This window comes from Vibrio sp. 10N.286.49.B3 (assembly GCF_002873395.1).
Taxonomy (GTDB): domain Bacteria; phylum Pseudomonadota; class Gammaproteobacteria; order Enterobacterales; family Vibrionaceae; genus Vibrio.
In genome coordinates this window covers 52,199-68,426 of record NZ_MCUV01000024.1, presented here as the reverse complement: position 1 = coordinate 68,426, position 16,228 = coordinate 52,199, and the positions used below count along the sequence as shown (strand labels likewise).

Here is a 16,228-nt window from a genome sequence, read left to right as displayed (position 1 = left end):
CCAGCACTGAGCTGGGTTTTTATTTATTGAAACGCTTAGAGGTTACTTAGCGAATTTATAGAATAAGGTCGCTAATGGCGGCACGCTTAAAGTAATGGATTGATCTAACCCTTCACTTGCAACGGCTTTAGAAGACACCTTAGTTAACACATCAAAGTCACTACCTGAATACTGTACATCATCAGTATTAAGAAGTAGCTGATATTTACCTTTATGTGGTACACCAACACGGAAAGCAGTATGTGGCACTGGCGTAAAGTTAGTGACTACTAAAATACGATCACCAGCTTCATTCATACGCTCATGCGCTAAAATACTTGCGTCAGCAGCATCTTGTAAGCGCCACTCAAAACCATCAGGGTGGCAATCAAGTTCATGCAATGCTGTCTCATTACGGTAAAGATGGTTTAGATCTTTAGTCAATTGCTGCAAGCCTTGGTGGCGCTCAAATTCTAATAAGAACCATTGCAGTTGATCATCATGATCCCATTCAGCCGTTTGACCAAACTCGGTACCCATAAAGTTTAATTTCTTGCCTGGTTGACCATACATATAACCTAAGTATGCGCGTAGATTGGCAGTCTGTTGCCATTCATCACCTGGCATTTTGTCATGCAGCGAACCTTTACCATATACAACCTCATCATGCGAAAGTGATAAGACATAATTTTCACTGTGCGCATAAATTAATGGGAAAGTGATCGTATTATGATGATATTTACGGTGTATTGGATCTTCTTGCATATACGATAAACTATCGTGCATCCAGCCCATGTTCCACTTAAAGCCAAAGCCTAATCCACCCATAAACGTTGGTGCAGAAACACCAGGGAACGCTGTTGACTCTTCAGCAATCGTCATGACATTAGGGAAATGCTTATACAGTTCCTCATTCATCCATTTTAGCGTTGCAATCGCATCATAATTTTCATTACCACCATCAATGTTTGGTATCCATTGATCATGACTACGAGAATAATCAAGATACAACATAGACGCGACGGCATCGACACGAATACCATCAATATGGAATTGTTCTATCCAATACAGTGCATTTGAAACAAGGAAACGACGTACATGCTCACGACCGAGATCATAAATAAATGAATTCCAATCTTGGTGCCAACCACGACGAGGATCAGGATCATGATATAGCGGTGTACCATCAAAGTTAGCCAGTCCATGACTATCCGATGGGAAGTGTGCAGGTACCCAGTCAATGACAACACCAAGACCGGCTTGGTGACACTGATCAACAAAATATTTAAAGTCATCAGGTGAACCAAAGCGGCTTGTTGGAGCAAATAAACCAATTGGTTGGTAGCCCCACGAGCCATAGAATGGGTATTCTGATACTGGCATTAACTCAACGTGGGTATAGCCTAAATCCGTTAGATATGGGATAAGCTCAGCAGCAAGTTCACGATAATTTAAAAATTCACCTTCTTCGTTACGCTTCCAAGAACCAGCATGGAGCTCATAAAATGATAAAGCTTCCTTACGCTTTTCCGTCACAGGACGATTTTGCCACGCGCTATCTTGCCAATCGTAACGATTATGATCATAAGTCACAGAAGAAAAAGAAGGGTACTGCTCAGCATAGAAACCCCATGGATCAGCTTTATGTGGTAAGCCTTCACCATTAGGACCTTTCATCTCAAATTTGTATTGAGCACCTTCTTCGAGGTTTGGTATGAATAGTCCCCAGATCCCATAATCTAAGCGTTGCATTGGGTTGCGTCGACCATCCCAAGCATTAAAATCACCAATAAGATTAACCGCTGTTGCATGAGGTGCATAAACTAAAAAACGAGTTCCTGAAATTAACTCACCATCACGCTCTAACGTTACAAATTGCGCTCCCATGTAGTGGTACATTTCTTTTGGTGTATGCAGCTCTTCGAAACCAATATAGAGATCATGATACTGATATGGATCATCAATAATTTGTTCAGTCCCCGCCCAATCTACAGCTAATTGATAATGAGTAAATTGTAAATCTCGAGTCGAAGGTAAAATAAACCCACTTTCTTCGCTTCTTTCCAATGCAATACGAGGCTCATCACCAATAATGAGTTCAACTTTATCAGCCCCTGGCATCCAAACTCGTAATGCAACGTCTTTTTCAGCCTGAAATGGACCTAAAAATGCAAATGGATTATTAAATGAAGCTTCCTTAAGCTGATTATATCCCTGTTTTTGCTTTGAAATAGAGCATGTTTTCAAAACCTTTCTCCCTAACTGACATTTAACTATAATTAAAATATATACAAAAAAAGCCCGCGATATAGATGCGGGCATAATAACGACAATTAATTGTACAACAGGGTGCAGTTAAATAGAGTGACCTAACCCTATATTTCGACGTCAAATTTCTTTAACTAATCAAAGTATTCTCTATTTCTTACTCGCTTCAGCCCTAACCGATGTCAAACGGGTTGCAATCCCATTAACACCTTCTAATGCAAAAACTTCATCCAAATTCATCGATAATTTACGACGCCAGTTTGGATACTCATCAATCGTACCTGGAATATTCACCGGGTTGTCCATTTGTAACCAGTCTTCTAGCTGTACACTTAACAGGGTTGAATCGCCGGCTGCAACATGCAACTGTAGAGCTTCACTTAAAAAAGTGTCCATTGGCACCTGACTTGCGTCACGGCCAACCCCTTCAGGTAAATAACCATGCCAAGCAATTGAATCTAAGATACCTTGTTTACATTTCAAGCGATCATCAAACAATCCATCTAATTGCGCTTGATCTGGGTATAATCCAATTTCTTTACCCATTTTTAAGTCATCGCAATGCCAAAATCCACGTAATGTTGGCATATCATGAGTACAAAGCGCGGCCATTGATTGGTCTGCATAATGTTTTGGTGAAATAAAACCACCATCTTCTGCGGTTTCAAAGAAGAAGACTTTATATGAATGCACGCCTGCATCAGCTAAAATATCAACGATTTCATCAGGCACTGTGCCTAAATCTTCTCCAATCACAGAGCATTGGTAGCGATGTGACTCAAGAGCAAGAATGGATAGCATATCCTGAACTGGGTAGTAAATATAAGCACCATTTGTCGCATTCTCACCCTTTGGAATCCACCATAAGCGCAGCAGTCCTAAAACATGATCAATTCGTAATGCACCACAATGTTTCATATTGGCACGCAATAATTGTACAAATGCTTCGTAGCTTGTATTTTTTAGCACCTCAGGGTTTAGAGGTGGTAAGCCCCAGTTTTGACCTAGAGGACCTAAAATATCCGGTGGAGCACCAATGCTCGCATCCATGACAAGGTTACCGTCATCAGCCCAAGTTTCAGAGCCAGAATCGGCAACGCCTACCGCAAGATCTCGATATAAGCCAACTGCCATACCTTTTTCTTCAGCTAATGCCTGAGCTTCATTGATTTGACCATCGGCTAACCACTGCAAGTACATATACAGTTGCACTTGATCACTTTGACTAGTAACAAATTTCTTTACATCAGGACTATTAAAGCGACGATACTTCTCAGGGAATACTGGCCAACCCCACATCCCAGAATCTTCCGCTAATAATTTAGCATGTAATGCATCAAATGCTGCTTGATGTACTAAGCTTTCGCCCCCCAACTTCACAAACTCTTCGAATGCTTGAGCTCGCTCTGTCCCTTTATCTAGGTGGCGCGTTTGAAACTCTGCAAATAAAAGCGGTAAAACTTGCATTTTAAGCTGCGAGACCTCAGTGTAATTAACCCAGTGAGAGTCGCGCGCTTTTTGCAATCGTTGTTGGAAGTCAGCACTACCTACGAGTTGCTGGGCTTCTGCACTGAGAGAAAATTCAGGTACAGAGCTGACATCTATATATAAAATATTTAACCAACGGCGAGAAGATGGGCTATATGGACTTGCACCTTCTGGATTAGCAGGGAAAAGAGAATGAATTGGGTTCAATCCAACAAAATCACCACCTCGAGAAGCAATATCACTAACGAGTTGTTTTAGATCCCCAAAATCTCCAATCCCCCAGTTATGCTGAGTGCGTAGTGTGTAAAGTTGAACACTTGGTCCCCATAGCTTTTTATCTTGTTGAATAGCAGGCTGTTTAAAGCACGATGTTGGAGTCACAATTAACGACATAACATAAGGTGTTTTACGACGCTTACGAGAGACGCTTAATGTATGATAACCCCACGCCAAGTCACTTGGCAGTGCAAATACTAAAGGGCCACCCTCAGCACGATCATCTCTTACGATTTGTGATTGAAGATAGCCTTCAAGTACCTCTCCTTGTTCTGTATCTATGCGCCAGCTAATTTCACTTTCGCGAGCACTTACGCCTAAATAAAGAGCAACTTCTATTTGCTCACCATCTCGAACAACAAGTACTGGATCTAATACATCTTTTTTATGTTTTTTTTCTGCTGATTTCAGCAGTTTTTGTTCACTACTTACATCATAACCAAGTGATGAAAGCATATGCTGAATAGTGGCATCAGATACTGATGCTTCTTCGCCCCACGCACTTACGTAGCTATCGGCTATATTCGCCATCTCGGCGACTTTTTTTAATACGGTTTGATCTATCATCGCTCTCTCCGAAGGGACGTTGTAAACCTTCTAATATCGGGTTTATTATTTATAAAAATACAATTAAAAAATTAGCTAAGGCAGATGTTCCGCCTTAGCTATTTAGCCTTGATTAACGTTTAACAGTTTCTAGTTTCCAAATGTTATTAACGTAATCACGGATACTACGGTCAGAACTAAACTTACCTACAAGTGCTGTATTTAAGATTGCTTTTTTAGCCCAACCAGCTTGGTCGCGATACTGTGCATCCATATCTTCATGTGCTTTAACATATGAAGCAAAATCCGCTAGACACAGGTATGGATCACCGCCATCAAGTAGGCTATCAAATGTTGCACGAAGCTTGCCTGGTTCACCTGGAGTGAACTCTTCACCTAGCAATAAATCCATTGATGATTTAAGTAGGTGATCTGCATTGTAGTAATCAAATGGGTTGTAACCCGATGCTTTAAGTGCTTCTACGCCATCGACTTCTAAGCCAAAGATATAAATGTTGTCTTCGCCCACTTCTTCACGAATTTCAACGTTAGCACCATCCATCGTACCGATAGTTAATGCACCGTTTAGTGCCATCTTCATGTTACCAGTACCTGATGCTTCTTTACCTGCTGTAGAGATTTGCTCAGAAACGTCAGCCGCTGGAATAATGATTTCAGCAATACTTACACGGTAATCAGGAATAAAGACCACTTTTAGCTTATTGCCAATACGAGGATCGTTATTTACTTTATCTGCAATTTTGTTAATTGCGTAAATGATCTCTTTTGCTAGGTGGTAACCTGGAGCGGCTTTCGCTGCAAAGATCACAACACGTGGCGCCATATCAAAATCAGGATCATTTAGTAAGCGATGGTAAAGCGACAAAATGTGCAGCATATTAAGATGCTGACGCTTGTACTCGTGCAAACGTTTAATTTGCACATCAAAAATGGCATTAGTATCTAGCTCGATACCCATGTTGTCAGAAACCCAGTTAGCTAGGCGCTGCTTGTTTTCTTTTTTCACAGCCATGAATTGCTTTTGGAATTTTGCGTCATCAGCAAACTTAGCTATACCAGCCAATTGATCCAATTTAGCAGGCCACTCTGTACCGACTTTATCTGTAATCAAACGAGATAGTGATGGGTTACAGAACTTTAACCAGCGACGCGGAGTAATACCGTTCGTTACGTTTTGTAAACGAGTTGGGTATAGCTCATTAAATTCAGGGAAAAGGTCACGCTTCACAAGTGCTGAGTGAAGAGCTGCAACGCCATTCACTGCATATGAACCAACAACGCCAAGGTTAGCCATACGTACCATACGATGGAAACCTTCTTGAATGATTGATAGCTTTTGTTGTTTAGCCACATCACCAGGCCACTTAGCTCGCACTTCTTTCAAGAATAAGTGGTTGATTTGGTAAATTATTTCCATATGACGAGGAAGTAGACGCTGAATCAAAGACTCACTCCATACTTCTAGAGCTTCTGGAAGTAATGTGTGGTTTGTGTAAGCAAATGTCTGTGAACTAATCGCCCATGCTTCATCCCAACCTAAGCCTTTTTCATCAAGTAAGATGCGCATAAGTTCAGGAATCGCAATCGTTGGGTGAGTATCATTTAATTGTACAGTTTCGTACTTTGGCAATGATGCTAAAGTATGACCAGCAGCCTCATGGCGGCGCAAAATATCACGAATTGATGCAGCAGAGTGGAAGTACTGTTGCATTAAACGCAGTGTCTTTCCTTTCTCATGGTTATCATTAGGATAAAGTACTTTTGTAATGTTACCCGCATCAATTAGCGAGTGTTGCGCTTCAAAATAATCGCCATTATTAAAGCTTGCTAGAGAGAAAGGTGCAATTGCCTGACATTCCCATAAGCGCAGTGGGTACACCGTATCACTTTCGTAACCACAAATAGGTAGATCCCATGGCATTGCTTTTACTGACATGCCAGGAACCCAACGACGACACTCTTTACCGCCTTCTTGGTAGGTTTCAACATGACCGTAGAAACCAATCTCTTGCGCAAGCTCTGGACGAGCAACTTCCCAAGGATAACCTTCAACACAACGCCATGCATCTGGTGCTTCTTGTTGATGACCTTCTTTAAATGATTGCTTAAACAGACCATACTCATAGTGCAGACCGTAACCAACAGTTGGGAACTCTTGCGCAGCACAAGAATCCATAAAACATGCTGCTAAGCGACCAAGACCACCATTACCTAATGATGGATCACGCTCTTCTTCCAATAAGTCAGTAACATTCTGACCTAACTCTTCCATTGCTTGAGTTACATTTTCATATAAGCCCATGCTGATTAAGTTGTTACCCGTTAAGCGACCAATCAAAAATTCAAGTGATAGGTAGTTAACACTTTTTGCATTTATGACTTTTTCATCATTTTCCGTTTCTAATAGATCGAAAGTTGTGAATTCAGCTAAGGCACGGCCCATAGCGAGATACCATGCACGACTATCTGCGTTTTCTACTGTCGTTGCGTAAGTCGCTGAAAGGTGCTTCTTAACACTTGCCTGAAAAGCTACTTTATCGAATTTTTTTTGCTGAGTTGATTTCATTACTAGAACTCTCATTTATATGTTCAATTCATCTGCCATATATCGTGCATGTTCAGGGAAAACTAAACATCCTCCTAAAATCTCAATTATTAAGGATGAGAAGTTAGGGCGTAGAGGGCGTATGAAAATACAGTTAGTGATCCAAATCTCACCTTGAATGTGATTCATCAATTTAGTCGTGATTACGATCACAGCTAATGTGCAACTGTATTTATATACCAAAACAAAAGCGATTAAATAATCAGCAATGAAATTATTAAAATAATGCTTGTTTGATCACATGTTTTTTCTATTCTATTCAAAATAATGCTGCATTGAACGTATAGGACAAAGTGAACAACCAAGCTAATCAGCAGACACTACGTGACGAGCATCACAAATATAGGGCGTAGTTACCTTGCGGACAGGCAGTGTGTAGATAATTCAGAGCTAGATCATAGTCTGTAGATCTTTGATTCAAGTAACATGACAATCAAATTAAATCGCTATTATTTGTTTTAGATATAGATCAAATAATAACGAAAACATTATTATCACAGGCTAAATACACATGTGGATACCCTCAAAACTAACCCGCCCTGGCCGATTACATAACGCTATCGTACGACCTCGAGTTTTAGACCTACTGCAACAAGCACCATTTTATAAACTCGTCCTTTTCCGTTCGCCGGCGGGTTATGGCAAAACAACCATGGCTGCACAATGGTTATCAGATAAACCTAATATCGGTTGGTATAGCTTAGATGACAGCGACAATGATACGTTTCGCTTTATTAACTATCTAATTCAATCAATCAATAAAGCGACACAGTACGCTTGTGAAAGTGCGCAAAAATTAGCTGAAAAGCGTCAGTTTTCATCTATTCACTCTTTATTTAGTCAAGTTTTTGCTGAAATGTCTGACTTTCATCAAGAGTGCTATCTCGTATTAGATGACTACCACCTGATCCAAAATGATGATATTCATGAAGCCATGCGATTTTTTATTAAGCATATGCCTGATAATTTAACGCTTGTCGCCACCAGCCGTGCAACACCGCCATTAGGTACAGCGAACCTGCGTGTTCGTGATTTAATGATAGAAATAGGTAATGACCTACTGGCTTTTGATACTGAAGAAACGACTCGATTTTTCAACCAAAGAGTAACGGATGGTATTGATGATTCAACAGCTGATAGTTTGCGTAGTTATGTTGAGGGGTGGCCGTCAGCATTACAACTCATTGCTCTGCAAGCACAACATCAAAAGCGCACATTAACTCAATCGGCTGAATCGGTTTCCCAGTTTAATCATGCTCACTTATGGGATTATTTAGTTGAGGAGGTCTTTGACCTTTTAGATACTGAGACGCGCCAGTTTTTAATGCAATGTTCAGTACTTGATCACTTTAATGATGAGCTCGTTTGTGAGTTAACACATAGAGATGATGCCCTAGGTCAAATTGAGTCACTTAATCGCTACGGGTTATTCATTTATCCTTTAGAAGGTGAACACAACTGGTATCGCTTCCATAATTTATTTGGTGAATTCCTATCTCACCAACGTCAAGCCCGCATCCCTCAGCAAGAGCTCGATTTACATCATAGCGCTGCTAATGCTTGGCTAAAACTAAAAACACCACATCAAGCGTTAGGTCATGCTCAAAAAGCCAAAGACAGTGAATTAACAGCTAAGATACTGGATAAGTATGGCTGGAAGATGTTTAACCAAGGTGAGTTAACGGCTTTAGAGTTCGCAATTAACAACCTTGATGATGAAGTACTGTATAGTAACCCTAAACTATCACTATTACGCGCTTGGTTAGCACAAAGCCAGCATCGTTACGATCAAGTAAGCACATTAATTACAGAAGCAGAGAAACAGCACATTGCTCGTAATATTGAGTTAGATAGTGAGCATCAAGGTCAATATAATGTCCTACGTGCCCAAGTTGCTATTAATGATAATAACCCTGAACTAGCACTTGAAATGGCCGAACTCGCACTAAGCCAGTTAAATTCTCCTATTTATCGAAGTCGAATTGTTGCGACCTCAATTGTTGGTGAAGTGAACCATGTGATGGGTAACTTACGCCGCGCTTTACCTATGATGCAACAGACGGAAAAGTTAGCTCGTCAATATCAAGTTTATCACCAAGCACTGTGGGCCATTTTACAACAAAGTGAAATTCTCATCGCACAAGGCTATGTTCAAGCTGCTTTTGAATTACAAGAGTCAGCCTTTAAATTTATTGAAGAGCATCAGTTGCAACACATCCCTTTGCATGAATTTTTATTACGTGTTCGTTCACAAATCTTATGGTGCTGGAATCGACTCGATGAAGCAGAAGAGTGCACTTATAAAGGGTTAGATACTCTTGGTCATCATGATCCAAGTAAGCACTTACATTGTTATTCAATGCTCGCTCGTATTGCCACAGGTCGCGGAGAGCTCGATAAAGCCTCTAAATTTATTGACCAAATAAACCATCTGTTGAAGCAGTCAACTTATCATGTTGATTGGACTGCCAATGCATCGCTTTCACTTCTACTGTTTTGGCAAGCAAAAGGGGATAAAGAATCGATGCAAGAGTGGCTAAACTGTGCAATAAGACCTGAGCAAGCAAGCAATCATTTTTGCCAGTTACAATGGCGTAATATTGTTCGCGCTCATATTAACCTAGATCAACTGGACCAAGCCAAAGAAGCACTCGTTTTTTTAAAAAATGAAGCAGAAAACCACCAGCTAATCACTGATACTAATAGGAATTTAATTGTTGAGGCAGTTTTAAGTGTCAAGCTAAAAGATGAAGATGATGCTGTTGAGAAACTAAAATCGGCTCTAAAGTTAACCAACCAAACGGGCATGGTAGGCAACTTCTTAATCGATGGAGCTTCGATTGGTCATCTGTTAGAAAGGATCACTAACAAAGTCGAGCTTGGTGACTTAGAGCGTCATCGCGCCGTCAAATTAATAAAAGAGATTTCAACAACGCAGAGAAGTCGCTCTATTCACTTTGATGAAGAGTTTATTGAAAAGTTAGTTAACCATCCAAATATTCCAGAGCTTGTACGTACCAGCCCACTGACTCAGCGAGAATGGCAAGTCCTTGGCTTAATTTACTCTGGCTTTAGTAACGAACAAATAGCTCAAGAGCTCGATGTGGCGGGCACAACAATCAAAACGCACATTCGAAATCTCTACCAGAAACTAAATATCGCAAATAGAAAGGAAGCAATCAGTACCGCTGAAAACTTATTGCAGTTGATGGGGTTTTAACTTTTCACTAGGCAAAAAAATAGCCAATCGCAAATAAGGCGATTGGCTCATATAATTTGTGAACAAAGATAATATTCACTAACAACGTCAGTTGGCTAGGTGATCCTCGGCTTAAGAAGGATCACTTATACATATGCAGGCATCGTGCCAACTTTTCTCCCTGTTTTTGCAGATAAAATCATTCTTTTTTTATAAACTGACAACGTCTTTTGCAAATTGCAATTCCATTTTGCAAAAGAGAAACATAATACAAATAAATCTTGTTCTGCTTGGCTGGCATACTGGTGACATTACATACTTTTCTACACAAACCTCTGTATAATCCAATTCATCTTTTTTCTAATCAAACAAATCAATGAATTACTTCAGTACTTTTTTAAAAGGCATGGCAATGGGTGCCGCTGATGTTGTACCTGGCGTTTCAGGCGGAACTATCGCTTTCATCACAGGTATCTACGACACTCTCTTAGAAAGCATCCGTAGGATTAATCCAAGCCTCTTTGGCATCTGGAAAGAAAAAGGCACTAAAGCCGCTTTTTTCCACATTAATGGTTTCTTTTTAATTGCACTTTTTAGTGGTGTTTTTACAAGTATTGCCACGCTTGCTAAATTAATTTCATGGTTGCTTGTCACCCACCCGATTCCTTTATGGTCGTTTTTCTTCGGTCTGATTTTAGTTTCTGTCTACCACATACTGAAACAAGTAGAACAACGAACCCTCTCTCGCTTAGCATTCTTGATCTTGGGCGGTGGTGTCGCTTACTTTATTACTATTTTGAACCCGTTACATTTAGAACCAACCAACGTAAACTTGCTATTGGCTGGTGCCATTGCCATTTGTGCGATGATTTTACCGGGTATCTCTGGCAGTTTTATTCTACTACTGCTTGGCATGTACGCTCCGATACTTGCTGCTGTAAAAGGCTTTCATATCGAAACATTAGCGCTCTTTCTATCAGGTTGCGTTATTGGTCTATTAACCTTCTCACATGTATTATCTTGGCTACTTAAATCATTCCGTGACTTCACTTTAACTTTTTTAACCGGTTTGATGATTGGGACATTACCTAAAATTTGGCCATGGAAAGAAACGTTAACTTGGCGTACTAACTCACAAGGTGAGAGTGTGCCTTTCTTGCAGCAAAACCTTCTGCCTTGGAACTTTGAAGCAATAACATCTCAGCCCTCACAAATGCTGCTAGCTATTGGCATGATGTTGGTTGCCATCATCGCTGTACTCGGTTTAGAGGCATATTCAAAACATAAACCACACTAAATATTAGTAAGTTATGCCTCCTTTATCAATGGGCTCTCATGCCCATTGATTTATACTAGCTCTACCATTTACCTATCCCCGGCTATTAAAAAGAAGTCGATAGCACACTTTTCTTCTCCCAAACTTCCCTCCTGATTGTTATGCGTGATAACATTTTCACCTCATATTCGTCACAATAGGTCACTCATGCATATTGCCATCAAAATAATAGCTATCCTGCTCGCTAGTATTGCTGGCTTTTACGCACCAGCACTAGTTAGCGGGTTGAAAAGTGTCACGACTGCCACCAGCACTACCCACTCTCTTTCCATTGAAGACTATTGCTTCCTATCAACTCAACCGTGTACTCAGCAAGGCGTTACAATGAGTGTTGATAAAGATAAGTCACAGCCTCTCATACCGACAACCATTACTGTACAGTGGCATGATAATTCAGCAGCACATTTGGAGCTCGAACTTGAAGGTTTAGAAATGTCGATGGGGACGGCAAAGTATGTATTGCACTCTCAAGGCAATGGTCGCTATGGTGCCGATATCATTTTACCTGTGTGTACACTCGATGAAATGACTTGGGTAGGAACGTTAACCGACGGTAATCAAAGCGTATTTCCCGCATTAAGGATGGCACGATGAAAAGAAGATGGATTTTAGTTCTCGCTGTAGCATTTGGCTTAGGCTTCGTATTACAAAGTTATATGGCTCCCAATCCACCAGCTGATACTCAGCAGCAAGCGACTATCAATTTATCCTCTGGAAAAACAGACAGTGATCTAACGCTTTTTGATACCAATGATTCAAGAATACGAGTGGTGTATTTTGGCTTTACTCGCTGCCCAGATGTTTGCCCGACTTCATTGGCGATGTTAACGGGCGCCTTAAACCAAATTAGTGACGAAGATAAGCAGCATTTATGGCCCATATTCATCTCCATTGATCCTGCGCGCGATAGTGCATCAGATACACACACCTATGCTCAATATTTTCATCCCATGATAGAAGGGGCATCAGGCGATCTTGCTACGATATCAATGTTGGCAAAGCGTTATGGCGTGATATTTCAAAATAAAGAATTAGCAGACTCCCAGCTTGGCTATACTGTTGATCATAATTCCTATTTTTACTTTCTTAAACCCAATGGGGAGCTCATTAGTAAAGTCCCTCACACATTAAACCCTTCACCTATTATTCATGAAATATCAACCATACTTTCTGCTGAGGGAATGCAATAAATGTTATTAAAAACGCTTTTTATCACGACGCTTACACTGAGCTCATTTTGCCAAGCAAGCAGCAATATAACCATCGGTTCACCTTATATTCGAGCAACACCACCAACGGCAATCAACAGCGCTATTTTTGCCAAGCTAAGTAACTCAAGTAATGTAGAACGTCGATTGATTGGCGCTAAAACACCGATCGCAGGTACCGTTGAGTTACATGATGTGATTCACGATGGGGATATTATGAAAATGCGTCAAATCGAAGATATGTTGATCCCTGCCAATAGTACGCTTCACTTACAACCTGGTGGATTGCATATTATGTTATTTGATCTTCAAGCGCCCCTTACCGAAGGTAGTACCACCCAGTTGACGCTCTTATTTGCCAATGGGGAAACTCAAACACTTGAGGTACCAGTGAAGAAAGTCATGCATGGTATGCAACATCAGCACTAATCAGCACTAATCAGCAAGCAACTAAAATAGGCATCCAGATGCTAATGGATGCCAACCTCGTTATATTAACCTGCCACTTTTTACCTACATCGATGGTACCTACCAAAGCCTTAGTACCTCAGAACAAATTTTGCAACCAGTCCATTAAAATAAACATATCCCGCTATTAATCCCTATAAATGCCATACACATTAACTATTTACGATTTATTTATAGACACGAAATTCTTTCAAGTTACTATATAGGCGCTTATTTCATACACAAAGAAATAACATCACAGCTATTAGGATAGTAGCTGTTAATAATACGTATACCTCTAGGTATCTTATAATCACAACATTAGGGATTAACATGCAAAACAAACATTTCCTCGCTCGCATTGCAAGTGGCAACCTCATCTTACAAATCATCGCCGGGATATTTCTAGGGATCATATTAGCGACATTATCACCAAGCTATGCGCAAAGTGCAGGTCTACTTGGTGAGCTTTTTGTTGGTGCACTAAAAGCCGTTGCCCCTATCCTTGTCTTTATCCTTGTCGCCGCTTCTATTGCCAATCAAAAGCCTAACCAGCATACGCATATGCGCCCAATTATTGTGTTGTATCTTATCGGCACATTTTCGGCAGCGTTAACAGCGGTATTGCTCAGCTTTCTATTCCCAGTAACGCTTACACTAGTAGCAGGTGCTGAAGGTGCGACACCACCTCAAGGGATCATCGAGGTTTTACATACACTGCTATTTAAACTTGTCGATAACCCAGTTAACGCATTAGTGAACGCGAACTACATTGGTATTCTAGCTTGGGCTGTTGGTTTAGGCTTAGCTCTCCACCACGCTTCTGCAACCACAAAATCGGTATTTGAAGATCTTAGCCAAGGCGTATCTCAGATTGTTCGCTTTATTATTCGCCTAGCTCCTTTAGGTATCTTTGGTCTAGTTTCTGCTACTTTCGCAACGACAGGCTTCTCTGCTTTAGCTGGCTACCTGCACTTACTGTTTGTTCTACTCAGTGCAATGCTGTTTATTGCTCTTGTGGTAAACCCTATTATTGTTTACGTAAAAACAAAGCAGAATCCTTACCCACTTGTGCTTCAGTGTTTACGTGAAAGTGGCGTAACGGCTTTCTTTACTCGTTCAAGTGCTGCCAACATTCCAGTGAATATGAACTTATGTAAAAAGCTAGAGTTAGATGAAGATACCTATTCAGTCTCTATCCCTCTTGGTGCGACGATCAATATGGCAGGGGCTGCGATTACGATTACAGTACTAACACTTGCTGCAGTTAACACGATGGGTATTGAAATTGATCTCTTCACTGCACTACTACTTAGCTTAGTTGCAGCGGTTTCTGCATGTGGTGCATCTGGTGTTGCTGGTGGGTCATTATTGCTTATTCCATTAGCATGTGGCTTATTTGGTATCGATAATGACGTCGCTATGCAGGTTGTTGCGGTTGGCTTTATTATTGGTGTGATCCAAGATTCGGCTGAAACGGCGTTAAACAGCTCAACAGATGTTGTATTTACTGCTGCGGTTTGTCAGTCACAAAAATAATCACTTCTCTTAATTAATATAAAAAGAGCGGTAAGATCTGAGATCTTACCGCTCTTTTTCTGCCAACTACCTTTTATGGTTTGGTGAGTAGCTGGCTGCAGGCTCAACTAAACTTTGCACAAAGTCAAAATTAGGCTGTTGCGCACTCCCCCATGAAGATTGACTATTTTCAGGCTCGGAGTTGACGCTAACCTGTTCATCGCTACTATTGAAAGCTAAGTGATGGCTAGCACCTTGTTGCTGATTGACCAACTCTATGTCTTGCAAAATATCATCAATAACAGGTAAATCGACAGGTGGGAAATAGGTCTCTCGTTTATATAATTTGTTAAAAGCTTTAATAATGGAGTGTTTAACTACTGTTTGATCGCTGATTTTCTTCATAACCGGCTTTGCTAATGACTGTAAACCAACAACCGTATCAACGCCAATTAATGCTCCAACCTCATCTCTCAAGTAATGGGCAGCATCATGACCAAAGTGTGCCGATAGAAATAGCCAAATATAAGCCAATGAATTGCGCCCTTCTTGATCGCTTTGCCAAATGTCTCCGGCGTAACACATCGCCTCAGCACTGCCTAGCTCTGAAGCTCTTTCCAACCAGTAACTGGCCTTAACGTGGCTTTGGCTTATCCCTATCCCTTTATAGTAATGTAGGCCGAGCTTGATCATTCCAGTCACGTCATTTTCACTGGCTGCTCTGCCGTACCATGTTGTGGCTTGTATTGCTGAAGGTTGATCATTGTCACTGTCTAGGCACCAATCTCCCATAAAAAGCATGGCATCAATATAGCCTTGTTCGGCGGCTTCATTAATGACGGCATAGCCCTTGGTTGTATTTTGTTCAACACCACGACCTCGAATTAAAGCCTGCCCCATTGCAAACTTGGCTTTAAAATCACCATCAAGGGCCGCAATAGCCAGTTTCCAGTATTTCGCCTGTTCTTTTAGAATCATGTCATCTTTAGCAAGGTTACTCATCCTTACCACACCATACATACCGTTAATATTGTCGTCTTGCGCCGCTTTACTGTACCAATGGAGTGCCTCTTTCATATTGCTACGTTCCGCTTCTTTCGCTAGATACAACATAGTAGGTACGTGACCAGTTTCTGCTTTAAATAAACGCTCTTTCTTCTCTTGCTGGCGAGCTTTTTCGATGGCTTTACGGTACGCAATTGCTCGTGATTTACGCTCAGCTTCGAGACGTTGCTTGCGTAATGAAAGTGAAATAAGCCAAAAACATAATAAAAGTAAAGTGAACCCTACTGCACCAATGCCGATAGTTAATGTATTCATATCTATTCTTTTGATTA

General features: G+C 40.8%; 10 protein-coding genes. 6 read left to right on the top strand and 4 right to left on the bottom strand.

Annotated elements, in window-relative coordinates; translation table 11 throughout:
• Window positions 1-42: 42 nt before the first annotated feature.
• The 3 genes from glgB to BCU68_RS08890 all read right to left on the bottom strand — a co-directional run bounded on the left by glgB (window position 43) and on the right by BCU68_RS08890 (window position 7,144).
• Window positions 43-2,226: a 1,4-alpha-glucan branching protein GlgB gene (gene glgB, locus BCU68_RS08900; RefSeq protein ID WP_102564421.1), complete on the bottom strand. Its 2,184-nt coding sequence runs from the start codon at window positions 2,224-2,226 to the stop codon at window positions 43-45.
• Window positions 2,227-2,397: 171 nt separating this feature from the next.
• Window positions 2,398-4,578 (bottom strand): 4-alpha-glucanotransferase, encoded by a 2,181-nt coding sequence (gene malQ, locus BCU68_RS08895; protein WP_102564420.1) that lies wholly within the window; start codon window positions 4,576-4,578, stop codon window positions 2,398-2,400.
• 112 nt (window positions 4,579-4,690) lie between these two features.
• On the bottom strand, window positions 4,691-7,144 hold the full coding sequence (locus BCU68_RS08890) for a glycogen/starch/alpha-glucan phosphorylase (RefSeq protein ID WP_102564419.1): 2,454 nt from the start codon (window positions 7,142-7,144) through the stop codon (window positions 4,691-4,693).
• A 550-nt stretch (window positions 7,145-7,694) separates the two neighbouring features.
• Between BCU68_RS08890 and malT the strand changes: the two genes are divergently transcribed.
• The 6 genes from malT to sstT all read left to right on the top strand — a co-directional run bounded on the left by malT (window position 7,695) and on the right by sstT (window position 14,912).
• Window positions 7,695-10,403, top strand: a complete 2,709-nt coding sequence (malT, locus tag BCU68_RS08885; protein ID WP_102564418.1) for an HTH-type transcriptional regulator MalT — start codon at window positions 7,695-7,697, stop codon at window positions 10,401-10,403.
• Between the two features lie 355 nt (window positions 10,404-10,758).
• Window positions 10,759-11,679, top strand: a complete 921-nt coding sequence (locus BCU68_RS08880; protein ID WP_102564417.1) for a DUF368 domain-containing protein — start codon at window positions 10,759-10,761, stop codon at window positions 11,677-11,679.
• A gap of 186 nt (window positions 11,680-11,865) precedes the next feature.
• Window positions 11,866-12,312: a hypothetical protein gene (locus tag BCU68_RS08875; RefSeq protein WP_102564416.1), complete on the top strand. Its 447-nt coding sequence runs from the start codon at window positions 11,866-11,868 to the stop codon at window positions 12,310-12,312.
• Window positions 12,309-12,908: an SCO family protein gene (locus tag BCU68_RS08870; protein ID WP_102564415.1), complete on the top strand. Its 600-nt coding sequence runs from the start codon at window positions 12,309-12,311 to the stop codon at window positions 12,906-12,908. Before BCU68_RS08875 ends, BCU68_RS08870 begins: the two co-directional genes overlap by 4 nt.
• A complete protein-coding gene (locus BCU68_RS08865) occupies window positions 12,909-13,355 on the top strand; it encodes a copper chaperone PCu(A)C (protein WP_102564414.1) in 447 nt (148 codons plus the stop codon).
• Between the two features lie 351 nt (window positions 13,356-13,706).
• Window positions 13,707-14,912, top strand: coding sequence for a serine/threonine transporter SstT (gene sstT / locus BCU68_RS08860; RefSeq protein WP_102564413.1), 1,206 nt, complete (start codon window positions 13,707-13,709; stop codon window positions 14,910-14,912).
• 66 nt (window positions 14,913-14,978) lie between these two features.
• On the opposite strand, the gene BCU68_RS08855 is transcribed toward sstT, so the two are convergent.
• Entirely contained in the window at window positions 14,979-16,211 is a 1,233-nt protein-coding gene (locus tag BCU68_RS08855) for a tetratricopeptide repeat protein (protein ID WP_102564412.1), read from the bottom strand.
• Window positions 16,212-16,228: the final 17 nt, after the last annotated feature.